18 protein-coding genes and 1 pseudogene are annotated in these 19,929 nt (G+C 66.0%); 1 reads left to right on the top strand and 18 read right to left on the bottom strand.

Features of this window, described 5'->3' with window-relative positions:
- Positions 1-10 precede the first annotated feature (10 nt).
- The 16 genes from rpsQ to AN216_RS11280 all read right to left on the bottom strand — a co-directional run bounded on the left by rpsQ (position 11) and on the right by AN216_RS11280 (position 11,470).
- Complete coding sequence (gene rpsQ / locus AN216_RS11355; protein WP_070196534.1) at positions 11-307, bottom strand: 30S ribosomal protein S17; 297 nt, start codon at positions 305-307, stop codon at positions 11-13.
- Positions 307-531: a 50S ribosomal protein L29 gene (gene rpmC / locus AN216_RS11350; RefSeq protein WP_070196533.1), complete on the bottom strand. Its 225-nt coding sequence runs from the start codon at positions 529-531 to the stop codon at positions 307-309. The genes rpsQ and rpmC overlap by 1 nt, the downstream gene beginning before the upstream one ends.
- Complete coding sequence (gene rplP / locus AN216_RS11345) at positions 531-950, bottom strand: 50S ribosomal protein L16 (RefSeq protein WP_070196532.1); 420 nt, start codon at positions 948-950, stop codon at positions 531-533. Before rplP ends, rpmC begins: the two co-directional genes overlap by 1 nt.
- 3 nt (positions 951-953) lie before the next feature.
- Positions 954-1,805 carry a 30S ribosomal protein S3 gene (rpsC, locus tag AN216_RS11340; protein WP_070196531.1) on the bottom strand — a complete coding sequence of 284 codons (852 nt, stop codon included), beginning with the start codon at positions 1,803-1,805 and terminating at the stop codon, positions 954-956.
- Positions 1,805-2,152, bottom strand: coding sequence for a 50S ribosomal protein L22 (rplV, locus tag AN216_RS11335; RefSeq protein WP_070196530.1), 348 nt, complete (start codon positions 2,150-2,152; stop codon positions 1,805-1,807). The genes rpsC and rplV overlap by 1 nt, the downstream gene beginning before the upstream one ends.
- A gap of 39 nt (positions 2,153-2,191) precedes the next feature.
- Positions 2,192-2,473 carry a 30S ribosomal protein S19 gene (rpsS, locus tag AN216_RS11330; protein WP_070196529.1) on the bottom strand — a complete coding sequence of 94 codons (282 nt, stop codon included), beginning with the start codon at positions 2,471-2,473 and terminating at the stop codon, positions 2,192-2,194.
- Positions 2,474-2,488: 15 nt separating this feature from the next.
- Positions 2,489-3,325: a 50S ribosomal protein L2 gene (gene rplB, locus AN216_RS11325; RefSeq protein WP_070196528.1), complete on the bottom strand. Its 837-nt coding sequence runs from the start codon at positions 3,323-3,325 to the stop codon at positions 2,489-2,491.
- Positions 3,326-3,375: 50 nt separating this feature from the next.
- Positions 3,376-3,711 (bottom strand): 50S ribosomal protein L23, encoded by a 336-nt coding sequence (gene rplW, locus AN216_RS11320; protein ID WP_070196527.1) that lies wholly within the window; start codon positions 3,709-3,711, stop codon positions 3,376-3,378.
- On the bottom strand, positions 3,711-4,397 hold the full coding sequence (gene rplD, locus AN216_RS11315) for a 50S ribosomal protein L4 (protein WP_070196526.1): 687 nt from the start codon (positions 4,395-4,397) through the stop codon (positions 3,711-3,713). The genes rplW and rplD overlap by 1 nt, the downstream gene beginning before the upstream one ends.
- Before the next feature lie 8 nt (positions 4,398-4,405).
- Positions 4,406-5,050 carry a 50S ribosomal protein L3 gene (gene rplC / locus AN216_RS11310; protein WP_070196525.1) on the bottom strand — a complete coding sequence of 215 codons (645 nt, stop codon included), beginning with the start codon at positions 5,048-5,050 and terminating at the stop codon, positions 4,406-4,408.
- 14 nt (positions 5,051-5,064) lie between these two features.
- Positions 5,065-5,373 carry a 30S ribosomal protein S10 gene (rpsJ, locus tag AN216_RS11305; RefSeq protein ID WP_016909683.1) on the bottom strand — a complete coding sequence of 103 codons (309 nt, stop codon included), beginning with the start codon at positions 5,371-5,373 and terminating at the stop codon, positions 5,065-5,067.
- 791 nt (positions 5,374-6,164) lie between these two features.
- Positions 6,165-7,358 (bottom strand): elongation factor Tu, encoded by a 1,194-nt coding sequence (tuf, locus tag AN216_RS11300; RefSeq protein WP_070196524.1) that lies wholly within the window; start codon positions 7,356-7,358, stop codon positions 6,165-6,167.
- A 222-nt stretch (positions 7,359-7,580) separates the two neighbouring features.
- A complete protein-coding gene (gene fusA / locus AN216_RS11295) occupies positions 7,581-9,704 on the bottom strand; it encodes an elongation factor G (protein ID WP_070196523.1) in 2,124 nt (707 codons plus the stop codon).
- A 39-nt stretch (positions 9,705-9,743) separates the two neighbouring features.
- A complete protein-coding gene (gene rpsG, locus AN216_RS11290) occupies positions 9,744-10,214 on the bottom strand; it encodes a 30S ribosomal protein S7 (protein WP_070196522.1) in 471 nt (156 codons plus the stop codon).
- Between the two features lie 2 nt (positions 10,215-10,216).
- Complete coding sequence (gene rpsL, locus AN216_RS11285; protein WP_003948652.1) at positions 10,217-10,588, bottom strand: 30S ribosomal protein S12; 372 nt, start codon at positions 10,586-10,588, stop codon at positions 10,217-10,219.
- Between the two features lie 354 nt (positions 10,589-10,942).
- Positions 10,943-11,470, bottom strand: a complete 528-nt coding sequence (locus AN216_RS11280) for a DUF1707 and DUF4190 domain-containing protein (protein WP_070196521.1) — start codon at positions 11,468-11,470, stop codon at positions 10,943-10,945.
- 200 nt (positions 11,471-11,670) lie between these two features.
- Between AN216_RS11280 and AN216_RS11275 the strand changes: the two are divergent.
- A pseudogene (locus tag AN216_RS11275) lies at positions 11,671-12,204 on the top strand (DNA-directed RNA polymerase subunit beta'); the annotation flags it as partial.
- A 90-nt stretch (positions 12,205-12,294) separates the two neighbouring features.
- Here AN216_RS11275 and AN216_RS11270 read toward each other — a convergent pair.
- Complete coding sequence (locus AN216_RS11270) at positions 12,295-16,209, bottom strand: DNA-directed RNA polymerase subunit beta' (protein WP_070196519.1); 3,915 nt, start codon at positions 16,207-16,209, stop codon at positions 12,295-12,297.
- A gap of 123 nt (positions 16,210-16,332) precedes the next feature.
- Positions 16,333-19,818 carry a DNA-directed RNA polymerase subunit beta gene (rpoB, locus tag AN216_RS11265; RefSeq protein WP_070196518.1) on the bottom strand — a complete coding sequence of 1,162 codons (3,486 nt, stop codon included), beginning with the start codon at positions 19,816-19,818 and terminating at the stop codon, positions 16,333-16,335.
- Positions 19,819-19,929: the final 111 nt, after the last annotated feature.

The raw sequence follows: 19,929 nt of genomic DNA, 5'->3' as shown, positions 1-19,929 counted from the left end.
TGGGAGCCGCCTACTTGGCCTTCTCGAGAATCTCGACGATGCGCCAGCGCTTGGTGGCGGACAGCGGCCGGGTCTCCATCAGGAGTACGCGGTCGCCGACGCCAGCGGCGTTCTGCTCGTCGTGCGCCTTGAGCTTGTTCGTACGACGGATGACCTTGCCGTACAACGCGTGCTTGACACGGTCCTCGACGGCGACGACAGCGGTCTTGTCCATCTTGTCGCTGACCACCAGACCCTCACGGGTCTTGCGGAAACCGCGGTCCTGCTGGGCCTGCTGGGTCTTCTCAGTCACATTCGTCTCGCTCATCAGGCGCTCTCCACCGTCTCGATGCCCAGCTCGCGCTCACGCATCAGGGTGTAGATCCGGGCGATGTCCTTGCGGACGGCCTTCAGCCGGCCGTGGTTCTCCAACTGTCCGGTCGCCGCCTGGAAGCGGAGGTTGAACAGCTCCTCCTTGGCCTCGCGAAGCTTGCCAACGAGCTCTTCGTTGTCCAGCTCACGCAGCTCGGTCGCCTTGGTACCGGCCGCCATCACGACTCACCTGCCTCGCGCCGCACGATCCGGCACTTCATCGGAAGCTTGTGGGCGGCGCGGGTCAGCGCCTCCTTGGCAATCTTCTCGTTCGGGTAGGACAGCTCGAACATCACCCGGCCGGGCTTGACGTTCGCGACCCACCACTCCGGCGAACCCTTACCGGAGCCCATCCGGGTCTCCGCGGGCTTCTTCGTCAGCGGACGGTCCGGGAAGATGTTGATCCACACCTTGCCGCCACGCTTGATGTGCCGGGTCATCGAGATACGCGCGGCCTCGATCTGCCGGTTGGTGACGTAGGCCGGGGTCACGGCCTGGATGCCGTACTCGCCGAAGGCGAGTTCCGTACCGCCCTTGGCCATGCCCTTGCGCTTCGGGTGGTGTTGCTTACGGTGCTTTACCCTGCGCGGGATAAGCATGGGTCAGCTCTCCTTTCCGGAAGCCGTGGGCTCGGCCGCCGCGGCGGCGGGCGCCGCAGCCTCGGCCGACTTGGGGGCCTCGGACTGCTGCGTCTGCTGCTGCGGCTTACGGCCCCGGCCACCGCGCTCGCCACCCCGACGGGGACGCTCGCTGCCACCACCGGCACCGCCGCCACGCGACGGGCGGTTGCCCGCACGGGCCGCGGCGTTCTCGGCGCGGACCTCGGAGATGTTCTTGACGTCGCCCTTGTAGACCCAGACCTTCACGCCGATACGGCCGAAGGTGGTCTTGGCCTCGAAGAAGCCGTAGTCGACGTTCGCCCGGAGGGTGTGCAGCGGCACCCGGCCCTCCCGGTAGAACTCCGAACGGGACATCTCGGCGCCACCCAGTCGGCCGCCGCACTGGATCTTGATGCCCTTGGCCCCGGCCTTCATCGTCGTCTGCATGCTCTTGCGCATCGCACGACGGAAGGAGACGCGGGAGGACAGCTGCTCGGCCACGGCCTGAGCCACCAACTGCGCGTCCGTCTCCGGGTTCTTGACCTCAAGGATGTTGAACTGGATCTGCTTGCCGGTCAGCTTCTCCAGGTTGCCGCGCAGGCGGTCGGCCTCCGCGCCACGGCGGCCGATCACGATGCCCGGACGCGCGGTGTGCACGTCCACGCGCACCCGGTCGCGGGTACGCTCGATCTCCACCTTGGAGATGCCGGCCCGCTCCATGCCCTGGGTGAGCATGCGGCGGATCGCCACATCCTCCTTGACGTAGTCCTTGTACAGCTTGTCGGCGTACCACCGGGACTTGAAGTCGGTGGTCACGCCCAGCCGGAACCCGTGCGGGTTTACCTTCTGGCCCATTACCGGGTTCCTTCCTTGCTGCTGACGACCACCGTGATGTGGCTGGTCCGCTTCCGAACGCGGTAGGCACGACCCTGGGCACGCGGCCGGAACCGCTTCAGGGTCGGACCCTCGTCGACGTACGCCTCGGAGATGAAGAGGCTGCCGGCATCGGTGTGGTCGTGGTTGTGCGCGGCGTTGGCGATGGCGCTGTCCAGCACCTTGCCGACCGGTACGCTCGCGGCCTGCGGAGCGAACCGCAGGGCCGCCTGAGCCTCCGTGGCGCCCATGCCACGGACAAGGTCCACCACCCGGCGGGCCTTCATGGGCGTGACACGCACGTAGCGCGCCTGGGCCCTGGCTTCCATGGTTGTCCCTTCGGTGTCAGTCATCGTCTTCACACCCGATCAGCGACGCCGCGACTTGCGGTCGTCCTTGACGTGGCCGCGGAAGGTGCGAGACGGAGCGAACTCGCCGAGCTTGTGACCGACCATCGACTCGTTGATGAACACCGGAACGTGCTTACGGCCGTCGTGCACCGCGATCGTGTGTCCGAGCATCGCCGGGACGATCATCGAGCGGCGGGACCAGGTCTTGATGACGTTCTTGGTGCCTGCGTCGTTCTGCGTGTCCACCTTCTTGATCAGGTGGTCGTCGACGAAAGGCCCCTTCTTGAGACTGCGCGGCATCGAAAACCCCGCCTCCTAGCGCTTCTTGTTCGTCTTGCGGCGGCGGACGATGTACTTGTTGCTCGCCTTCTTCGGCGAGCGGGTACGGCCCTCTTTCTGACCCCACGGCGAGACCGGGTGCCGGCCGCCGGAGCTCTTGCCCTCGCCACCACCGTGCGGGTGGTCGATGGGGTTCATGACGACGCCGCGAACGGTCGGGCGCACGCCCTTCCAGCGCATCCGGCCGGCCTTGCCCCAGTTGATGTTCGACTGCTCGGCGTTGCCGACCTCGCCGACGGTGGCGCGACAGCGTACGTCAACCAGCCGGATCTCCCCGGACGGCATACGCAGATGGGCCATCCGGCCCTCCCGCGCCAGCAGCTGCACCGAAGCGCCCGCGCTGCGGGCCAGCTTCGCGCCGCCACCTGGCCGCAGCTCGATGGCGTGGAGGGTCGTACCCACCGGAATGTTGCGCAGCGACAGGTTGTTGCCGGGCTTGATGTCGGCCTTGGGGCCGTTCTCCACCCGGTCACCCTGCTGGAGTCCGGCCGGCGCGAGGATGTAGCGCTTCTCGCCGTCGTGGTAGTGCAGCAGTGCGATACGCGCGGTGCGGTTGGGGTCGTACTCGATGTGCGCGACCTTGGCCGGCACGCCGTCCTTGTCATGCCGACGGAAGTCGATCACGCGGTAGGCACGCTTGTGCCCGCCGCCCTGGTGACGAGCGGTCACACGACCGGCGTTGTTGCGGCCACCCTTGCTGTGCAGCGGGCGGACCAGCGACTTCTCCGGCGTGGACCGCGTGATCTCGACGAAGTCGGCGACGCTGGAGCCACGACGGCCCGGAGTCGTCGGCTTGTACTTGCGGATAGCCATTTCTCAGTCCTCGTCCACTATCGGACAGTTATTGGACAGACCGACCCCCCTCAGGAGACCGGACCGCCGAAGATGTCGATGCGCTCGCCCTCGACGAGAGTGACGATCGCGCGCTTGGTGTTGGGACGCTTGCCGTAACCGGTGCGGGTCCGCTTGCGCTTGCCCATCCGGTTGATCGTGTTCACGCCGTCGACCTTGACCTTGAAGATCTCCTGAACGGCCTGCTTGATCTGGGTCTTGTTGGCACGCGGGTCGACGATGAACGTGTACTTGTTCTCGTCCAGCAGCGCGTAGCTCTTCTCCGAGACCACCGGCTTGATCAGCACGTCGCGCGGGTCCGTGAAGGTCTTGCTGGTGACGACCGGAGTGCTGGTGCTCTCGCTCATCAGACGTCGCTCCCTTCGAGCTCGCCCTTGGTCACGTCGACCTTGCGCTGGGCGCTCGCGGTCCGGCTGGCCACGAAGGAGTCGTACGCGGCCTTGGTGAAGACCACGTCGTCCGAGACGAGCACGTCGTAGGTGTTCAGCTGACCCGGATCGAGGAGGTGAACCTGGGGCAGGTTACGGGCGGAGAGCCAGGCGGTCTCCTCGGAACGCTCGGCGACCAGCAGGAGGTTCTTACGCTCGCTGATCCGACCGAGGAACTCCCGCGCGGACTTGGTCGAGATCTCGCCCTCGACCACACCGGTCACCACGTGGATACGGTCGTGCCTCGCCCGGTCCGAGAGGGCACCGCGCAGCGCGGCGGCCTTCATCTTCTTCGGCGTCCGCTGCGAGTAGTCGCGCGGTACGGGGCCGTGCACGACGCCACCACCGGTGAACTGCGGTGCGCGGGTCGAGCCCTGGCGCGCGCGACCGGTGCCCTTCTGACGGTACGGCTTCTTGCCACCGCCGCGGACCTCGCCACGCGTCTTGGTCTTGTGCGTGCCCTGACGGGCAGCGGCCTGCTGCGCGACGACGACCTGGTGGATCAGCGGGATGCTGACCTGCGCGTCGAAGATCTCCGCGGGGAGTTCGACGGTCCCGGTCTTGTCGCCAGCCGGCGAAAGGATGTCAATGCTTGGCGTACTCATCGTTTACCTCAGGCCCCCTTGGCCGCGGTACGGACCAGGACGAGGCCGCCGTTCGGACCAGGGACCGCGCCCTTGATGAGGAGCAGGCCCTGCTCCGCGTCAACGGCGTGGACGGTCAGGTTCTGGGTGGTGACCCGCTCGTTGCCCATCCGGCCGGCCATCTTGGTGCCCTTGAAGACACGGCCCGGGGTGGCGCAGCCACCGATGGCGCCCGGCTTGCGGTGGTTGCGGTGCGCGCCGTGCGAGGCCTTGGCACCGCCGAAGCCGTGCCGCTTCATGCCGCCGGCGAAGCCCTTGCCCTTGCTCTTGCCCGTGACGTCGACCTTGACGCCGGAGTCGAACGCCTCGGCCGTGACCTCCTGGCCGAGGGTGTACTCGCTGGCGTCGGCCGTACGGAGCTCGACGAGGTGGCGGCGAGGAGTGACGTCGGCCTTGGCGAAGTGACCCTTGAGGGGCTTGTTCACCTTGCGCGGGTCGATCTCGCCGAAGGCGATCTGGACGGCCTCGTAGCCGTCCGCGTCATTGCTGCGGACCTGGGTCACGACACACGGGCCGGCCTTGACGACGGTCACCGGGACGACACGGTTGTTCTCGTCCCAGACCTGGGTCATGCCGAGCTTCTCGCCCAGGACACCCTTGATCTGCTTGGTCATCTCTACCGCGCCTCTCAGAGCTTGATCTCGATGTCGACGCCGGCCGGCAGGTCCAGGCGCATCAGCGAGTCAACGGTCTTGGGCGTCGGGTCGAGGATGTCGATCAGACGCTTGTGGGTACGCATCTCGAAGTGCTCGCGCGCGTCCTTGTACTTGTGCGGCGACTTGATGACGCAGTACACGTTCTTCTCTGTGGGCAGCGGCACCGGGCCCGCGACTGACGCGCCAGTACGGGTCACCGTCTCGACGATCTTCTTCGCCGAGTTGTCGATGACCTCGTGGTCGTAAGCCTTGAGCCGGATGCGGATCTTCTGTCCCGCCATGGCTGCTTCTAAATCCTGTCTCTCGTCACGCTCTGGAACCCGGCGGGATTTCGCTTCCTGCACCTCACCCCGACCCACGCGGTCGGGCGTGTCGTCGTCCTTCACCGAGCCTCCGCTGGAGGTCCTCTCTGGAAGGAGAAGCAGGGGGAATCCCACCTGGCGCCTGGTCGAAGCCCCTCCCACGCTTCCCGGAAGATTCCCGTACTTCCGCCCCTGATAAGGGTCGACGAATACGTGGGACTCGCTTCCAGTCCTCCCGGCGGGAGGCGCGCAGCATCGGCACTCAACCGAGCAACCTCGACAGTGTGCCACAACGATGTACGCCCACGCCAATCGGGTCAATACGCCCGGTTGGTGCCCGTAGTTCGCCCTCGGCGGGCTCCGCCTGTCCCGCGGGGCCCGTGGCACTCGCCTCAACGAGGGCGCACGCGCACTTACTCGTGCCCCACGCTCTCACACCTTCGGGTGACACGAACTCGGTTTCCGACCGAGCGTCCGCAACCAGCGGCGTTTCGCACCCGGTCAGCACACCCCACAAGGCGATGCACCGGATCTTCGAGGAGGACTTCGCCCGGCCGCCCGGGACAGAGAGCCCCGAGAAACCGACGAGTTGGGCAACTCCACCCACCGGCCCGGCTTTTCGTCCCTCCCACGCCGAGTGGCGCCGCGGCCGCGCGCCCGAACGGCAGCGGCGACACCGCGCACACACACGGGGCCCGTACCCACCGCGTCAACCGCGGTCGTACGGGCCCCAAGTCGACCTGAGCCGACCGTGCTCTAGGAGCGGCAGGTCACTTGGTGATCTTCGTGACCTGGCCGGCGCCGACGGTCCGGCCACCCTCGCGGATGGTGAACCGCAGGCCCTCCTCCATGGCGACCGGCTGAATCAGCTGGACGCTCATGGTGGCGTTGTCGCCCGGCATGACCATCTCGGTGCCCTCGGGGAGGGTCACCACGCCGGTCACGTCCGTCGTACGGAAGTAGAACTGCGGGCGGTAGTTGTTGAAGAACGGGGTGTGCCGGCCGCCCTCGTCCTTCGACAGGATGTACGCCGTGCCCTCGAACTCCGTGTGCGGCGTGACCGAACCCGGCTTGATGATGCACTGGCCGCGCTCGACGTCGTCCCGCTTGATGCCGCGGAGCAGCAGACCGACGTTCTCACCGGCCTGACCCTCGTCGAGCAGCTTACGGAACATCTCGATACCGGTAACGGTGGTCGAGGTCTTGGTGTCCTTGATGCCGATGATGTCGACGTTCTCGTTCACCTTGAGAACACCGCGCTCGATGCGGCCGGTGACGACCGTACCGCGGCCGGTGATCGTGAAGACGTCCTCGATGGGCATCAGGAACGGCTGGTCAACGTCCCGCGCCGGCTCCGGGATGTTCTCGTCGACGGCGTTCATCAGCTCGACGATCTTCTGCGACCACTCGGCGTCGCCCTCGAGCGCCTTCAGCGCCGAGACCTTGACCACCGGCAGGTCGTCGCCCGGGAAGTCGTACTCCGAGAGCAGCTCACGGACCTCGAGCTCGACGAGCTCCATGATCTCCTCGTCGTCCACCATGTCGGACTTGTTCAGCGCGACGACGATGTACGGCACGTTGGACTGCCGGGCCAGGAGCACGTGCTCCTTGGTCTGCGGCATCGGGCCGTCGGTGGCGGCGACCACGAGGATGGCACCGTCCATCTGGGCGGCACCGGTGATCATGTTCTTGATGTAGTCCGCGTGACCCGGGCAGTCAACGTGGGCGTAGTGACGGTTCTCCGTCTGGTACTCGACGTGCGCGATGGAGATCGTGATACCGCGCTGCCGCTCTTCCGGAGCCTTGTCGATGTTCTCGAACTTCGAGGCCTCGTTCAGCTCCGGGTGCGCGTCGTGCAGCACCTTGGTGATCGCCGCGGTAAGAGTGGTCTTACCGTGGTCGATGTGACCGATGGTGCCGATGTTGACGTGCGGCTTAGTCCGCTCGAACTTCGCCTTCGCCACTGGGGTCCTCCTGTGGACTGGTGCTGTACGCCCGCCGCTGCTGCGACGGTGTTCAGGTGGTCGTAGAAACCGGTCAGGACCCCGAGGGGGATGCCCTTGACCGTTTCGTCTTACGGGCCGGCGGCCGGGACATCCGACGCGGATCCGAAGATCTGCGGACGGATGCCCCGAATGCCTTTGCTCCAGCCTAATGGGTGCGTAATCGCCGGGAGTCCCGGTGTGTTACTCGCCCTTGGCCTTCGCGATGATCTCCTCGGCGACGCTCCGCGGAACCTCGGCGTAGGAGTCGAACTGCATCGAGTAGGCTGCGCGACCTGAGGTCTTGCTGCGCAGGTCACCGACGTAACCAAACATCTCGGAAAGCGGCACCAAGCCCTTGACGAGCTTGGCCGCACCCCGCTCCTCCATGGCCGAGACCTGGCCACGACGGGAGTTGATGTCGCCGATCACATCACCCATGTACTCCTCGGGTGTGGTGACATCGACAGCCATCATCGGTTCCAGGAGTGCCGGACTGGCCCTCCGTGCGGCATCCTTGAACGCCATCGAACCGGCGATCTTGAACGCCATCTCGGACGAGTCGACGTCGTGGAAGGCGCCGTCCAGCAGCGTCACCCGCACGCCGGTGAGCGGATAGCCCGCCAGCACGCCGAACTCCATGGCCTCCTGGCAGCCCTGGTCCACGGACGGGATGTACTCCCGCGGGATACGACCGCCGGTGACCTTGTTGACGAACTCGTAGCCGTCGCCCTCGAGAGGTTCGACCTCGATCTGCACCTTGGCGAACTGGCCGGAACCACCAGTCTGCTTCTTGTGCGTGTAGTCGACCTTCTCGACCTTCTTGCGCAGCGTCTCCCGGTAGGCCACCTGCGGCTTACCGATGTTCGCCTCGACCTTGAACTCGCGCTTCATCCGATCGACCAGCACGTCCAGGTGCAGCTCGCCCATGCCGGAGATGACCGTCTGGCCGGTCTCCTCATCGGACTTGACCTGGAAAGAGGGGTCCTCCTCGGCCAGCCGCTGGATGGCGACACCCAGCTTCTCCTGGTCGCTCCGGGACTTCGGCTCGATCGCCACCTCGATCACCGGAGCCGGGAACTCCATGGACTCCAGGATCACCGGGTCCGAGGCGTCGCAGAGCGTCTCGCCGGTCGTGGTCTGCTTGAGACCCATGACGGCGACGATGTCGCCGGCGGTGACCGACTCGATCTCCTCGCGCTTGTTGGAGTGCATCCGGTAGATCTTCCCGATGCGCTCCTTCTTGCCCTTCACCGAGTTCAGCACCTGGGTGCCGGTGGTGATACGGCCCGAGTACACCCGGATGTAGGTGAGCTTACCCAGGTGCGGATCGCTCGCGATCTTGGACACCAGGGCGGCCATCGGCTCCTCCTCGGAGGGCCGACGCTTAACCACCTCGTCCGGGTCCTTCGGCGAGTGCCCCTCGACCGCTTCCACGTCCAACGGCGATGGCAGGTACCGCGCGACCGCGTCGAGCAACGGCTGCACGCCCTTGTTCTTGAACGCGGTGCCGCAGAACACGGGAGTCACGGTCGTAGTGCCCTCTACACCGGTGGAGGCGAGAGTGACGCGGCGGATAGCCGCCATGAGCTGCTCCTCGGTGGGCTCCTGGCCCTCGAGGTACAGCTCCATCATCTCCTCGTCGTTCTCGGCGACGGCCTCGAGCAGCTTGCCGCGCCACTCCTCGGCGGCCTCGGCGTGCGTGTCCGGGATGTCGACGGTGTCGTACATCTCGCCCAGCTTCGCCTCGGCGGACCAGACCAGCGCCTTCATCTGGACGAGGTCGACGACGCCCTTGAAGTCAGCCTCTGTCCCGATCGGCAGCTGCATCACCAGCGGCACGGCACCCAGGCGGCTCTCGATCATCTCGACGCAGCGGTGGAACTCCGCGCCCGTACGGTCCAGCTTGTTGACGAAGCAGATACGGGGAACGCCGTACCGGTCCGCCTGCCGCCACACGGTCTCGGACTGGGGCTCGACACCGGCCACACCGTCGAACACGGTCACGGCACCATCGAGAACCCGCAACGAACGCTCCACCTCGACGGTGAAGTCGACGTGCCCGGGGGTGTCGATGATGTTGATCGTGTGGTCGACGTCGTTGAGCGGCCAGTGGCAGGTCGTCGCGGCAGACGTGATAGTGATGCCGCGCTCCTGCTCCTGCGCCATCCAGTCCATCGTCGCGGCGCCGTCGTGGACCTCACCGATCTTGTAACTCACACCGGTGTAGTACAGGATCCGCTCGGTGGTGGTCGTCTTGCCCGCGTCGATGTGCGCCATGATCCCGATGTTGCGGACCTTGGCCAGGTCAAGTGAAGTGGTAGCCATAAGGCTTCAGTCTTCTCTCGGTCTCGATGGGGTCTGCGACTACCAGCGGTAGTGCGCGAAGGCCTTGTTGGATTCGGCCATGCGGTGGGTGTCCTCACGCTTCTTCACCGAGGCGCCGAGACCGTTGGAGGCGTCGAGCAGCTCGTTCATGAGGCGTTCGGTCATGGTCTTCTCACGCCGGGCGCGGGAGTAACCCACGAGCCAGCGCAGCGCCAGCGTCGAGGCGCGACCGGGCTTGACCTCGATCGGCACCTGGTACGTGGCGCCGCCGACGCGGCGGGACTTGACCTCGAGAGTGGGTTTGATGTTCTCGAGTGCCCGCTTCAGGGTGATGACCGGGTCGTTGCCGGTCTTCTCCCGCAGCCCCTCCATGGCGCCGTAGACGATGCGCTCCGCGGTCGAACGCTTGCCGTTCAGCAGCACCTTGTTGATGAGGGAGGTCACCAGAGGAGAGTTGTAGACCGGGTCAACGATGACCGGGCGCTTCGGGGCAGGGCCCTTACGAGGCATGTTTACTTCTCCTTCTTGGCGCCGTAGCGGCTGCGAGCCTGCTTGCGGTTCTTGACGCCCTGGGTGTCGAGGGAGCCGCGGATGATCTTGTAGCGAACACCCGGCAGGTCCTTCACACGGCCACCGCGCACGAGCACGATCGAGTGCTCCTGCAGGTTGTGACCCTCACCCGGAATGTAGGCCGTGACCTCGATGCCACTGGTCAGGCGCACACGTGCGACCTTACGCAGGGCCGAGTTCGGCTTCTTGGGGGTGGTCGTGAAGACACGCGTGCACACGCCGCGACGCTGGGGGGAACCCTCAAGCGCGGGCGTCTTGTTCTTCTCGACCTTGTCCTGCCGGCCCTTTCGGACCAGCTGCTGGATCGTAGGCACCGTTTCTCCGGTTTCTGTGTGCCGTCTCGGTAAAGCTAACCTGGGCCACTCTCCCGACCCACGAGGTCGGGCGTGTCGAATCCCGCAGACTCCTGCACGGGGCGAGGACTCCTCGGACGGAGGAGTATGCAGATTCGGTGTCGCCAACTGCGGTCCCGGGCGTCAGAACACTCGCGGGAGCGCATGGGATACCCCAGGCACGAGGTCAGAGCCTACCTAGCCGCCCGCCTCCGGTCAAAACAGCTTCCTCCAGCCAGCACGGCCGGGAGTCCGGAGTGCCACCACGGTCGTACGTCACCGTAGTGCGCGAGAGCGGCGCACGAAAGTGCGCACCCCGCCGTGCGGCCGAGAACCTCAGGCCAACAGCACCATCAGCAGCAGCAGGCCGATCGACACCCAGCCCAACACGATTCCCGCTACCGCGGACCCGTCGCCGTGCTCGCCGGTGCGCCGGATCTCGGCACGCGCCTTGTGACCGAGGACCACGGCCGGGATCGCGCTGAAGCCGAAGGTCACCGGGGTGATCAGGCCACAGATGAGCGCGCCCGTCGCGGCGGAGTTCGTGATCCGAGGGGGAGGATACGGATAGACCGGACCGTAGTACGGAGCGTGTCGCGGATAGGCGTGCGGGCCGTGGAACGTCTGCGGCACCGCAGGCATGGTTGGCATCCCGGGCATGGTGGGCATCGCGGGCGTCGCCGCCGTCGCTCCGCCGGGACCGTGTGGTACGTCCGACGTCAGCTGCTGCAGTTCGGTGATGGAACGTGCGGCAACGGCGCGCTCCGTGCGCTGGTCGTACTCCTCCTTGGTCAGCCGTCCTTCTGCGAACGCGGCACGAAGGACATCGATCGCGCGTTCTCGATCCGAGTTGCCGGCCAGCATGACGTACCTCCCCTTGGAGGAGTGCCCCCAATGCGAACGTCCTCACGGCTCATGTGGGCTACCACAGACCTTCGGACATACTCACCTTACTCCCTCTCCATCTCAGACGAACCGGTTGATCGCACAGTTCCCACCCGCCGGCCCGGGTCTCCCGGCCCCTCCCCGGCCCGACCGCTGGACGGGGCGCACGCGGCATGTCNAAGGTCTACAACTCGCAGGGTGTGTCGATCCACGACAAGCACATCGAGATCATCATCCGGCAGATGCTGCGCCGTGTGACGATCATCGAGTCGGGTGACGCGGAGCTGCTGCCGGGCGAGTTGGTGGAGCGTACGAAGTTCGAGGGCGAGAACCGTCGTGTGGTGACGGAGGGCGGGCATCCGGCCTCCGGACGTCCGCAGCTGATGGGTATCACCAAGGCTTCGCTGGCCACCGAGTCGTGGCTGTCGGCGGCGTCCTTCCAGGAGACGACCCGGGTGCTGACCGACGCGGCGATCAACGCCAAGTCGGACGCCCTGATCGGCCTCAAGGAGAACGTCATCATCGGTAAGCTCATCCCGGCTGGTACGGGCCTGTCCCGCTACCGCAACATCCGGGTGGAGCCGACCGAGGAGGCGAAGGCGGCGATGTACTCGGCGGTTGGTTACGACGACATCGACTACTCGCCCTTCGGCACCGGTTCCGGTCAGGCCGTCCCGTTGGAGGACTACGACTACGGGCCGTACACCGCCTGAGTCGAGACCTGGCTGATCCACTGACGAGCGGGCGGTCGCTCCCCCGGGGGAGCGACCGCCCGCTCGTCAGTGGATCAGCCAGGTCTCGACTCAGGCGGTGTACGGCCCGTAGTCGTAGTCCTCCAACGGGACGGCCTGACCGGAACCGGTGCCGAAGGGCGAGTAGTCGATGTCGTCGTAACCAACCGCCGAGTACATCGCCGCCTTCGCCTCCTCGGTCGGCTCCACCCGGATGTTGCGGTAGCGGGACAGGCCCGTACCAGCCGGGATGAGCTTACCGATGATGACGTTCTCCTTGAGGCCGATCAGGGCGTCCGACTTGGCGTTGATCGCCGCGTCGGTCAGCACCCGGGTCGTCTCCTGGAAGGACGCCGCCGACAGCCACGACTCGGTGGCCAGCGAAGCCTTGGTGATACCCATCAGCTGCGGACGTCCGGAGGCCGGATGCCCGCCCTCCGTCACCACACGACGGTTCTCGCCCTCGAACTTCGTACGCTCCACCAACTCGCCCGGCAGCAGCTCCGCGTCACCCGACTCGATGATCGTCACACGGCGCAGCATCTGCCGGATGATGATCTCGATGTGCTTGTCGTGGATCGACACACCCTGCGAGTTGTAGACCTTCTGCACCTCGTTGACCAGGTGCACCTGCACAGCGCGCTGACCGAGGATACGGAGCACGTCGTGCGGGTTGGTGGCACCGTAGGTCAGTCGCTGGCCGACCGCGACGTGCTCGCCCTCGGACACCAGCAGCCTGGCCCGCTTCGAGACGCCGTACGACGTCTCCTCCGAGCCGTCGTCCGGTGTGACGACGAGCTTCTTCGTCTTCTCCGTCTCCTCGATCCGCACCCGGCCGGCCGACTCGGAGATCGGCGCGACGCCCTTGGGGGTACGGGCCTCGAAGAGCTCCACCACACGCGGCAGACCCTGGGTGATGTCGTCACCGGCCACACCACCGGTGTGGAAGGTACGCATCGTGAGCTGGGTGCCGGGCTCACCGATGGACTGGGCGGCGATGATGCCGACCGCCTCGCCGATGTCCACCAGCTTGCCGGTGGCGAGCGAACGGCCGTAGCACATCGCGCAGGTCCCGACGGTGGACTCGCAGGTGAGGATCGAACGGGTCTTGACCGTCTGGACCCCGTGCCGCACGAGCTCCTCGATCAACACGTCACCTAGGTCGGTGTTGGCCGGGGCCAGCACCTTGCTGTCCACCACGATGTCCTCGGCGAGCATGCGCGCGTACACGCTGGTCTCGACGTCCTCCGCCATACGCAGCACGCCGTCCTCGCCCTTGGAAGCGATGTCCAGCTTGAGGCCACGGTCGGTGCCGCAGTCCTCCTCGCGGATGATCACGTCCTGCGAGACGTCCACCAGACGCCGGGTGAGGTAACCAGAGTCGGCGGTACGCAGAGCCGTGTCGGCGAGACCCTTACGGGCACCGTGCGTGGAGATGAAGTACTCCACCACGGTCAGACCCTCGCGGAAGGACGCCTTGATCGGACGCGGAATGGTCTCGTTCTTCGCGTTCGAGACGAGGCCACGCATACCGGCGATCTGCCGCATCTGCATGAGGTTTCCGCGCGCACCCGAGTCGACCATCATGTAGATCGGGTTGCTCTTCGGGAAGTTCTCGTTCATGGCCTCGGAGACCTCGTTGGTCGCCTTGGTCCAGATCGCGATGAGTTCCTGGGTGCGCTCGTCCTTGGTGATCAGGCCGCGTTCGTACTGCTTCTGGACCTTCTCGTCCTGCGCCTCGTACGACTTGATGATCTCCTTCTTGGCCTCCGGCACCACCACGTCCGAGATGGCGACGGTGACACCGGAACGGGTCGCCCAGTGGAAGCCCGCGGTCTTGAGATTGTCCAGCGCGGCGGCCACGACGACCTTCGGGTAGCGCTCCGCGAGGTCGTTGACGATCCCGGAAAGCTGCTTCTTGCTCACCGAGTGGTCGACGAACGGGTAGTCCTCCGGCAGCAGTTCGTTGAACAGCGCGCGACCCAGCGTCGTACGCAGCCGGAAGCTGTCCCCGGGCTGGTAGTCGCTCTCGCCGGCGCCGTCCTCCGTACCCTCCGGAGCCGGTGGTGTCCAACCCCGCGGGGGGATCGTGCCGATCGGGAAGCGAATGTCGACCGGCGCCTGCAGGGAGAGCTCCCCGGCGTCGAAGGCCATGATGGCCTCGGCCACGGAGTTGAACGAACGGCCCTCGCCCTTGTTCCCACCCTGCTGTTCGCCGGTGGTGAGGTAGAAGAGACCTAGCACCATGTCCTGGGTGGGCATGGTGACGGGACGGCCGTCCGCCGGCTTCAGGATGTTGTTCGAGGACAGCATCAGGATGCGGGCCTCGGCCTGGGCCTCCGCGGACAGCGGCAGGTGTACGGCCATCTGGTCGCCGTCGAAGTCCGCGTTGAACGCGGTGCACACGAGCGGGTGAATCTGAATGGCCTTGCCCTCTACCAGGTGCGGCTCGAAGGCCTGGATACCCAGCCTGTGCAGCGTCGGCGCACGGTTCAGCAGCACCGGGTGCTCGGCGATGACCTCTTCCAGCACGTCGTAGACGACCGTACGGCCACGCTCGACCATGCGCTTCGCCGACTTGATGTTCTGCGCGTGGTTCAGGTCCACCAGGCGCTTCATCACGAACGGCTTGAACAGCTCCAGCGCCATCTCCTTCGGCAGACCGCACTGGTGCAGCTTCAGCTGCGGACCGACGACGATCACCGAACGGGCGGAGTAGTCCACGCGCTTGCCGAGCAGGTTCTGCCGGAACCTGCCCTGCTTGCCCTTGAGCATGTCGGACAGCGACTTCAGCGGCCGGTTGCCCGGACCGGTCACCGGACGACCACGACGGCCGTTGTCGAACAGAGCGTCGACGGCCTCCTGGAGCATCCGCTTCTCGTTGTTCACGATGATCTCGGGGGCGCCGAGATCCAGCAGTCGCTTAAGCCGGTTGTTCCGGTTGATCACCCGGCGGTACAGGTCGTTCAGGTCGGAGGTGGCGAACCGGCCACCGTCCAGCTGCACCATCGGCCGCAGGTCCGGCGGGATGACCGGCACGCAGTCCAGCACCATGCCCTTGGGGCTGTTGCTGGTCTGCAGGAAGGCCGAGACCACCTTGAGCCGCTTGAGCGCACGAGTCTTCTTCTGGCCCTTGCCGGTACGGATGATCTCCCGCAGCCGGTCGGCCTCCTCGTTCAGGTCGAAGGTCTCCAGCCGCTTCTGCAACGCGTTGGCACCCATCGAACCGTCGAAGTAGGTGCCGAAGCGGTCCCGCAGCTCGCGGTACAGCAGCTCGTCACCCTCCAGGTCCTGGACCTTGAGGCTCTTGAACCGGTTCCACACCTCGTCGAGCCGGTCGATCTCGCGCTGTGCCCGGTCCCGGATCTGCTTCATCTCGCGCTCGGCGCCCTCGCGCACCTTGCGCCGTACGTCCGCCTTGGCGCCCTCAGCCTCCAGCTCGGCCAGGTCGGTCTCCTGCTTCTTGGCGCGTGCCTCGAGGTCGGAGTCCCGGCGCTGCTCGATCTGCTGACGCTCCACCCCGACGTGCGCCTCCAGGGAGGGCAGGTCGCGGGTACGCCGCTCCTCGTCGACGTACGTGATCATGTACGCCGCGAAGTAGATGACCTTCTCCAGGTCCTTCGGGGCGAGGTCCAGCAGGTAGCCCAGCCGGGAGGGAACGCCCTTGAAGTACCAGATGTGGGTGACGGGCGCGGCCAGTTCGATGTGACCCATCCGCTCACGACGCACCTTGGCGCGGGTCACCTCGACGCCGCAGCGCTCGCAGATGATGCCCTTGAAGCGGACGCGCTTGTACTTGCCGCAGTAGCACTCCCAGTCCCGGGTGGGGCCGAAGATCTTCTCGCAGAAGAGCCCGTCCTTCTCCGGCTTGAGGGTGCGGTAGTTGATGGTTTCAGGCTTCTTGACCTCGCCGTGTGACCACTGACGGATCTCGTCAGCGGTAGCCAGGCCGATTCGCAATTCGTCGAAGAAGTTGACGTCGAGCACTGTCGTCAATCCCTCTTTCAGGGTTGTGTGCCCCTTCCGCCTCAGCGGAATATTCAGGCAGGTTCGTGGTCTGGGGGTCCTGGGACGGCCGGGGCCTCGGTTGGAAGCGCCCGGCCAGACCCGTCAGACCTCTTCGACGCTGCTCGGCTCACGCCGGGACAGGTCGATGCCGAGCTCTTCCGCGGCGCGGAAGACATCCTCGTCGGTGTCACGCATCTCGATGGACATGCCGTCGGAGGACAGCACCTCCACGTTCAGGCAGAGCGACTGCATCTCCTTGATGAGCACCTTGAAGGATTCGGGAATACCCGGCTCGGGGATGTTCTCGCCCTTGACGATCGCTTCGTAGACCTTCACACGGCCGGTGACGTCATCGGACTTGATGGTGAGCAGTTCCTGCAGGGCGTAGGCGGCGCCGTACGCCTCCAGCGCCCACACCTCCATCTCACCGAAGCGCTGACCACCGAACTGTGCCTTACCACCCAGTGGCTGCTGGGTGATCATGCTGTACGGACCGGTGGACCGGGCGTGCAGCTTGTCGTCCACCAGGTGGTGCAGCTTCAGGATGTACATGTAGCCCACGGACACCGGCTCCGGGAACGGTTCCCCGGAGCGGCCGTCGAACAGGTGCGCCTTACCGGAGGACTGGACCAGCCGGTCGCCGTCCCTGTTCGGCACGGTGGAGTCGAAGAGACCGGCGATCTCGTCCTCCCGGGCACCGTCGAACACCGGGGTGGCGACGTTCGTGCCGGGCTCGACGTCGTCGGCCCCGATCTCGGCGAGCCGCTGCTTCCACTCCTCCTCGATGCCCTCGACCTTCCAGCCCTGGGAGGCGAGCCAGCCCAGGTGGATCTCCAGGACCTGGCCCGGGTTCATCCGGGAGGGCACGCCCAGCGGGTTGAGGATGACGTCGACCGGGGTCCCGTCCTCCTGGAAGGGCATGTCCTCGACCGGCAGGATCTTGGAGATGACGCCCTTGTTGCCGTGCCGGCCGGCGAGCTTGTCCCCGTCGGTGATCTTGCGCTTCTGCGCGACGTAGACCCGGACCAGCTGGTTGACGCCGGGCGGCAGTTCGTCGCCCTCCTCGCGGTCGAACACCCGGACGCCGATGACCTTGCCGGTCTCGCCGTGCGGCACCTTCAGCGAAGTGTCCCGGACCTCCCGGGCCTTCTCCCCGAAGATGGCGCGCAGCAGCCGCTCCTCCGGCGTCAGCTCCGTCTCACCCTTGGGCGTGACCTTGCCGACGAGGATGTCGCCGGCCTCGACCTCGGCGCCGATCCGGATGATGCCGCGCTCGTCCAGGTCGGCCAGGACCTCCTCGGAGACGTTCGGGATGTCCCGGGTGATCTCCTCGGGACCGAGCTTGGTGTCCCGGGCGTCGACCTCGTGCTCCTCGATGTGGATCGAGGAGAGCACGTCGTCCTGTACGAGGCGCTGGGACAGGATGATCGCGTCCTCGTAGTTGTGGCCCTCCCAGGGCATGAACGCCACCAGGAGGTTCTTGCCGAGCGCCATCTCGCCGTCCTCGGTGGACGGACCGTCGGCCAGCACCTGGTCGACGATGACGCGGTCGCCCTCGTCCACGAGCACCTTCTGGTTGAAGGAGGTGCCCTGATTGGAGCGGGTGAACTTGGCCACGCGGTAGGTCGTGTAGGTGCCGTCGTCGTTCGCCACCGTGATGTAGTCGGCGGAGACCTCCTGGACGACGCCGTCCTTCTCGGCCTTGATGACGTCACCGGCGTCGACCGCGCAGCGGTACTCCATGCCCGTACCGACCAGCGGGGACTCCGCCTTCAGCAGCGGCACCGCCTGGCGCATCATGTTGGAGCCCATGAGCGCGCGGTTGGCGTCGTCGTGCTCGAGGAAGGGGATCATGGCGGTCGCCACCGACACCATCTGGCGCGGTGAGACGTCCATGTAGTCCACGTCGTCACCCGGGATCAGGTCGACCTCACCACCCCGACGGCGAATGAGCACCCGCTCCTCGGCGAAGTGCTGGTCCTCCGTCAGCGAGGCGTTGGCCTGCGCGATGACGAAGCGGTCCTCCTCGTCGGCGGTGAGGTAGTGCACCTCGTCGGTGACGACGCCTTCCCGGACCACGCGGTAGGGGGTCTCCACGAATCCGAAGGCGTTGACCCGGCCGTACGACGCCAGCGAACCGATCAGGCCGATGTTCGGACCTTCCGGCGTCTCGATCGGGCACATCCGGCCGTAGTGCGAGGGGTGCACGTCACGGACCTCGAAACCGGCCCGCTCACGGCTCAGACCACCCGGGCCCAGCGCGTTGAGGCGACGCTTGTGGGTGAGACCCGAGAGCGGGTTCGTCTGGTCCATGAACTGGGACAGCTGGCTGGTGCCGAAGAACTCCTTGATGGAGGCGACGACCGGCCGGATGTTGATCAACGTCTGTGGCGTGATCGCCTCGACGTCCTGGGTGGTCATCCGCTCGCGGACGACGCGCTCCATCCGGGCCAGGCCGGTACGCACCTGGTTCTGGATGAGTTCGCCGACGTTCCGCAGACGACGGTTGCCGAAGTGGTCGATGTCGTCGGTCTCTACGACGATGGTGTCGCCCTCGGCGGAGGTCGACTCCACCTCGCCGGCGTGCAGCTTGACCAGGTACTTGATGGTGGCGATGACGTCCGCGGTGGTGAGGACCCCGGAGTCCAGCGGCTCGTTGCCACCCAGCTTCTTGTTGATCTTGTACCGGCCGACCTTGGCGAGGTCGTACCGCTTCGGGTTGAAGTAGAGGTTCTCCAGCAGCGTCTGCGCGGCCTCGCGGGTCGGGGGCTCGCCCGGACGCAGCTTCCGGTAGATGTCCAGCAGCGCGTCGTCCTGACCCTGGGTGTGGTCCTTCTCCAGGGTGGCGCGCATCGACTCGTACTGCCCGAACTCCTCGAGGATCTGCTCGGTCGTCCACCCGAGCGCCTTGAGCAGGACGGTCACCGACTGCTTGCGCTTACGGTCGATACGCACCCCGACCATGTCGCGCTTGTCGACCTCCATCTCCAGCCAGGCACCCCGGGACGGAATGATCTTCGCGGAGTAGACGTCCTTGTCGGAGGTCTTGTCGATGGAGCTGTCGAAGTAGGCACCCGGCGAGCGCACGAGTTGTGTGACGACGACACGCTCGGTGCCGTTGATCACGAAGGTGCCCTTGTTGGTCATCAGGGGGAAGTCACCCATGAAGACCGTCTGGGACTTGATCTCGCCGGTCTCGTTGTTCGTGAATTCGGCGGTGACGAAGAGCGGAGCGGCGTACGTGAAGTCCCGCTCCTTGCACTCGTCGATGGAGTTCTTCGGCGGCTCGAACCGGTGATCACGGAAGGTCAGGGACATCGACCCGGAGAAGTCCTCGATCGGGGAGATCTCCTCGAAGATCTCCTCCAGACCGGACTTGGTGGGGACGTCCTGACCGCTGTCCAGCGCGGCCTCGACGCGACCCTTCCAGGCGTCGTTCCCGAGGAGCCAGTCAAAGCTCTCGGTTTGCAGCGCAAGGAGGTTCGGAACCCCGAGGGGCTCCCTGATCTTCGCAAAAGAGATACGCAGCGGGGCGGTGCTGGCGCCGTTGTTCGAAATGGTGGTCGAGGCGTTGCGCGAGGCGGCCAAGAGGGGGTCCTTCCGAGGGCTCGGACTCACTACGCGCATACCGGTGCCCCTGGCGACGGGCAGGAGGCAGCTTTAGGCAGCGCAAAGGGTCAGTGTAGCCTCAAGGCACAC

The organism is Streptomyces oceani, from assembly GCF_001751245.1.
Classification (GTDB): Bacteria; Actinomycetota; Actinomycetes; order Streptomycetales; family Streptomycetaceae; genus Streptomyces; species Streptomyces oceani.
This window is presented reverse-complemented; position numbering and strand designations above follow the sequence as displayed.

What these genes read in the sequence shown, in the direction of transcription:
- rpsC (WP_070196531.1), bottom strand. Translation starts at nt 1,805, where the DNA reads ATGGGCCAGAAGGTAAACCCGCACGGGTTCCGGCTGGGCGTGACCACC.
- fusA (WP_070196523.1), bottom strand. Translation starts at nt 9,704, where the DNA reads ATGGCTACCACTTCACTTGACCTGGCCAAGGTCCGCAACATCGGGATC.
- rpsG (WP_070196522.1), bottom strand. Translation starts at nt 10,214, where the DNA reads ATGCCTCGTAAGGGCCCTGCCCCGAAGCGCCCGGTCATCGTTGACCCG.
- rplW (WP_070196527.1), bottom strand. Translation starts at nt 3,711, where the DNA reads ATGAGCGAGAGCACCAGCACTCCGGTCGTCACCAGCAAGACCTTCACG.
- rpsQ (WP_070196534.1), bottom strand. Translation starts at nt 307, where the DNA reads ATGAGCGAGACGAATGTGACTGAGAAGACCCAGCAGGCCCAGCAGGAC.
- rpsS (WP_070196529.1), bottom strand. Translation starts at nt 2,473, where the DNA reads ATGCCGCGCAGTCTCAAGAAGGGGCCTTTCGTCGACGACCACCTGATC.
- rpmC (WP_070196533.1), bottom strand. Translation starts at nt 531, where the DNA reads ATGGCGGCCGGTACCAAGGCGACCGAGCTGCGTGAGCTGGACAACGAA.
- rpsJ (WP_016909683.1), bottom strand. Translation starts at nt 5,373, where the DNA reads ATGGCGGGACAGAAGATCCGCATCCGGCTCAAGGCTTACGACCACGAG.
- AN216_RS11280 (WP_070196521.1), bottom strand. Translation starts at nt 11,470, where the DNA reads ATGCTGGCCGGCAACTCGGATCGAGAACGCGCGATCGATGTCCTTCGT.
- rplV (WP_070196530.1), bottom strand. Translation starts at nt 2,152, where the DNA reads ATGGAAGCCAGGGCCCAGGCGCGCTACGTGCGTGTCACGCCCATGAAG.
- rplP (WP_070196532.1), bottom strand. Translation starts at nt 950, where the DNA reads ATGCTTATCCCGCGCAGGGTAAAGCACCGTAAGCAACACCACCCGAAG.
- rplB (WP_070196528.1), bottom strand. Translation starts at nt 3,325, where the DNA reads ATGGCTATCCGCAAGTACAAGCCGACGACTCCGGGCCGTCGTGGCTCC.
- rplC (WP_070196525.1), bottom strand. Translation starts at nt 5,050, where the DNA reads ATGACCAAGCAGATCAAGGGTGTCCTGGGCGAGAAGCTCGGCATGACC.
- rplD (WP_070196526.1), bottom strand. Translation starts at nt 4,397, where the DNA reads ATGAGTACGCCAAGCATTGACATCCTTTCGCCGGCTGGCGACAAGACC.